The sequence below is a fragment of the Paraburkholderia sp. genome (genome assembly GCF_036488505.1).
In the GTDB taxonomy this organism is placed as follows: Bacteria; Pseudomonadota; Gammaproteobacteria; order Burkholderiales; family Burkholderiaceae; genus Paraburkholderia.
In genome coordinates, this window is the sequence record NZ_DASXHN010000285.1 from 1 (window position 1) to 3,635 (window position 3,635).

At 62.2% G+C, this 3,635-nt stretch carries 3 protein-coding genes and 1 pseudogene; 3 read left to right on the top strand and 1 reads right to left on the bottom strand.

Annotated features, from left to right (window positions below; all coding sequences use genetic code 11):
- The coding region (locus VGH68_RS17100) for an efflux transporter outer membrane subunit (protein WP_331604844.1) at window positions 1-1,272 on the top strand (1,272 nt) is incomplete at its 5' end.
- Between the two features lie 51 nt (window positions 1,273-1,323).
- Window positions 1,324-2,406, top strand: a complete 1,083-nt coding sequence (locus VGH68_RS17105) for a LysR family transcriptional regulator (protein WP_331604845.1) — start codon at window positions 1,324-1,326, stop codon at window positions 2,404-2,406.
- On the opposite strand, the gene VGH68_RS17110 is transcribed toward VGH68_RS17105, so the two are convergent.
- Window positions 2,384-3,094: a GNAT family N-acetyltransferase gene (locus tag VGH68_RS17110; RefSeq protein WP_331604846.1), complete on the bottom strand. Its 711-nt coding sequence runs from the start codon at window positions 3,092-3,094 to the stop codon at window positions 2,384-2,386. The two genes, VGH68_RS17105 and VGH68_RS17110, sit on opposite strands and share 23 nt — an antisense overlap.
- Window positions 3,095-3,192: 98 nt before the next feature.
- On the opposite strand from VGH68_RS17110, the pseudogene VGH68_RS17115 reads away from it, so the two are divergent.
- Window positions 3,193-3,635 (top strand): annotated as a pseudogene (locus VGH68_RS17115) (AraC family transcriptional regulator); the annotation flags it as partial.

Below are 3,635 nucleotides of genomic sequence, written 5' to 3' on the forward strand. Positions count from 1 at the left end.
CCATGGTGGCGAATCTTCCAGGACCCGGCGCTCGACCGGCTCGAAGACCAGGTGAGCATCGCGAATCAGAACCTGAAGGTTGCCGTCGCCCAGTACGACGAAGCACGCGCGGACGCAAGGACGGCGCAAGCCGACTATTACCCCACGCTCGACGCGAGCGGGTCCGCATCGCATGAGGGCTTGTCTCGCGAGGTGGCGAATCCGTTGCCGAAGCGATCCTTCAAGAACTACAGCCTCGGACTCGACTTCGATTACGAAATCGATGTCTGGGGACGCGTGCGCAACCAGGCGAAGGCCGGCGTGGACCGGGAGCAGGCCAGCGCCGGCGATCTCGCAACGGTGGATCTGAGCCTCCATGCCGAGCTCGCCAGCGACTACTTCATCCTGCGCGGTGACGATGCCGAACAGGACGTACTCGACCGGACGGTCGAGAACGATCGCAAAGCGCTGGAACTTACGCAGGCAAGGTTCAACATCGGGTACGCGGCAAAGGCGGATGTCTCCGCTGCCGAAGCGCAGTTCGAAAGCGCCATGACGCAGGCCACTGAAATCCGGCTGAAGCGCACAAACCTCGAACACGCCATCGCAATCCTCACGGGACAACCGCCCGCTGGCTTTGCGCTGCCTGAAAACAGGCTCGATGCAACGCCGCCTGACATCGCGGCGGTCCTCCCGGCCGCCCTGCTCGAGCGGCGTCCCGACGTCGCTGCGGCGGAACGCCGGGTCGCGGCCGCCAATGCGGACATCGGCGTAGCCAAGGCTGCGTATTACCCGGCCTTCAACCTGAACGCGCTTGTCGGTCTCGAGGCCGCCATGCCGAACCACCTTTTCACCGCACCGGCAGAAGCGTGGTCACTGGGCCCTTCCGCCGTCGTGAACCTCCTCGACGGCGGCAAGCGTCGGGCGATCAATGAACGTGCCCGCGCCTCGTATGACGAAGCGGCGGCGCAATACCGCCAGTCCGTGCTCGACGCGTACGGCGAGGTCGAGGACAGTCTCGCGTCGCTGCACCTCCTCGCTCGCGAGGCCACCAGCCAGCAGGCCGCCGTGACCGCCGCCGCGGATTCGACGGCGCAGGCGACGCATCTCTATACCGGGGGGCTTGCCAACTACTACAACGTGATCGAGGCGCAGAACATCGAACTCACCGCACGGCTCACGCAGGTCGACATCGCGACGCGCCGGATGACCGCGGACGTCTCGCTCATCAAGGCGCTAGGCGGTGGCTGGCAGCGCAAGGACGCGCAGGCGCCCGGAAACGCTGCCGGTTAGTCGCTTCACTTCATCGCCGAAACGATCCCATTTTGCAGGTGGACACCGGGTATGGATACCATCAGAAACATGAAAGCCTTTGTCGCAGTGGCGGACACGGGCAGTTTTACGAAAGCGGCACATCAGCAATCAGCGACGCTGACCGCGATGTCGCGTTCCGTCACCGAGCTCGAAAGCCATCTGCGCACCCGGCTTCTAAATCGCACGACGCGTCGAGTCGCACTGACCGAAGCCGGCCAGCGGTATTTAGAGCGTTGCCGGGAGATTCTGGCATCCGTCGCTGTGGCCGAGGCGGAGGCTTCGGACGCCCACGCCATTCCGGCAGGGACAATCAGGATTCATGCGACGCCGAGCATAGGCCAGAACTACGTCATACCTGCGATTGCCGCCTATCAGGCGCGCTATCCGGAAGTCACCGTTGACCTGACTCTGTCGCAGCACGTGCCGGACCTTCTGGAAGAAGGCTACGACGTGGCAATCCGGTTGTCGCCCGATATGCTGCCGGATTCGAACTTCATTTGTCATCACCTGGGGACTATCCACACGGTCCTGTGCGCTGCGCCGCACTATCTGGAGATCCATGGCACGCCTCGCACTGTGAAGGACCTGGCGAGCCATGCGTGTCTTCAACTGGCGCTGCCCAGGTTTGCGTCGGACCGCTGGCGGCTCACGGGACCTGACGGAGAACGCGAATTCCAGCTCCCCGACAGCCGCTTCAAGGTGAATATGTCTGAGGCGATGGCGGCGGCATTGCACGAAGGCATGGGCATCGGAACCCTTCCGATGCTCGCCGTCCGTTCCGCCTTGCGAGCGGGATCGCTGGTCAGGGTGTTGCCCGACTATCATCTGCAAGAGTTCAATGTCTACGCGGTTTACGCCTCCCGCCAATATCTCGATGCAAAGATCAGGACGTGGATTCAGTTTGCCCGAAAATGGATAACCTACGCGATACGCGCAGACGACGTGGTCATTGCCAGCACGTCTGGGCACGACGTCGAACCGGGACTGCGGCGAACCACGGCAAGCGTGCGGGACGGCGGTTCGGCGGGTTTCGCGCGGCCCGTTTCCGCCGGTTCAATGACGGGTAGCGTGCTCGGAAATCCGGCTATGTTTACGTTCCCCCGAGTACCGTGAGATGCATCTCACGCCGTTCGACAAAACCCAGCGTCTGATAGAGCGCGATGGCGGCGTGGTTCAGTTTGAACACGTGCAGAAAGGGTATTTCGGCTCGAGCGCGGATGGCCGCAATCAGCACCTTCATCAGGCCGGCCGCATGACCTTGCCCTCGAAAAGCGGCATCCACACAGACGGCACTGATTTCGGTATATCCGTCGAGACTCATGCGCTCACCCGCGATTGCGGCCAGCTTGCCCTGTCTGCGCACACCGAGATAGTCGCCGAGTTCGATGGTGCTCGGGCCAAACGGCCCAGGCTGCGTTGCAGTGGGCAGGGCGAGCATCTCCGGCACATCACGCTCGGTGAGCCTGACGTGCTCGCAGACACGCGTCGGGTCGAGCTTGCCTTGCCAGATCATTTGCAGCAGCGTCGTATGCGTGATGACAGAGAACCCGGCCGGCGGCAGGACCTCGCCCGCGGTAACCAAAGCGACCGGACCGGGCGCCTCGATCAATCTAAGCAAGGCTTCGAAGGATGTCGGACTGGTATCGACCATGGCAGCAAAGCGCGCAATGGCCGTTGGAAATCGCAGTGCTTGATCATTCCCGAATGCAAAGCGGCACTGCTTGCTGGTTAGCGCATTCCATACGACGTCGTCGAGCGGGTGCGCGCTGCCGGTATCTTTCCTTGCTGCTGCTTCAGACATTCCTTGCTCCTCGATTGAAGATTTTCTGTCGTGCAGAATAGACTTAAACCGACCGGAGAAATAGCATCGCAAATGACATTATCCGGGGCGTTTACGCCATGCGTATCTTCGTTTTTCCCTTGGATGGCGTGTTCGATACGGTCATGGCCGTGGTACTCGACACCATCAGGATCGCGAATGGGCTGGCGGCGATTGCGCGTCCCGGCGAACCACGCCCGTTCGACGTCGAGTTGGTCGGCCTCCGAACCCGAATCAGGACGGCGCTCGGTATGAACGTCCCGACGAAAAAGGCGCACTGCATGCCGCTGCCGGACTGGATCGTGGTGCCCGCGATCAGCGCCGGAACGCCTGATAGTTTGGTGCAATACCTCGAACGTCCGGCCGTGCGGCATGCCGGCAAACAGTTGCGTCGTTGGCATGAACAAGGTGGCCGAATCGCCGCCGCTTGCATAGGGACCTTCGTCCTCGCCGAATCGGGCCTACTCAACGGGCAAGAGGCGACCACGACATGGTGGCCCAGCCCGCTTTTCCGAAGCCGCTA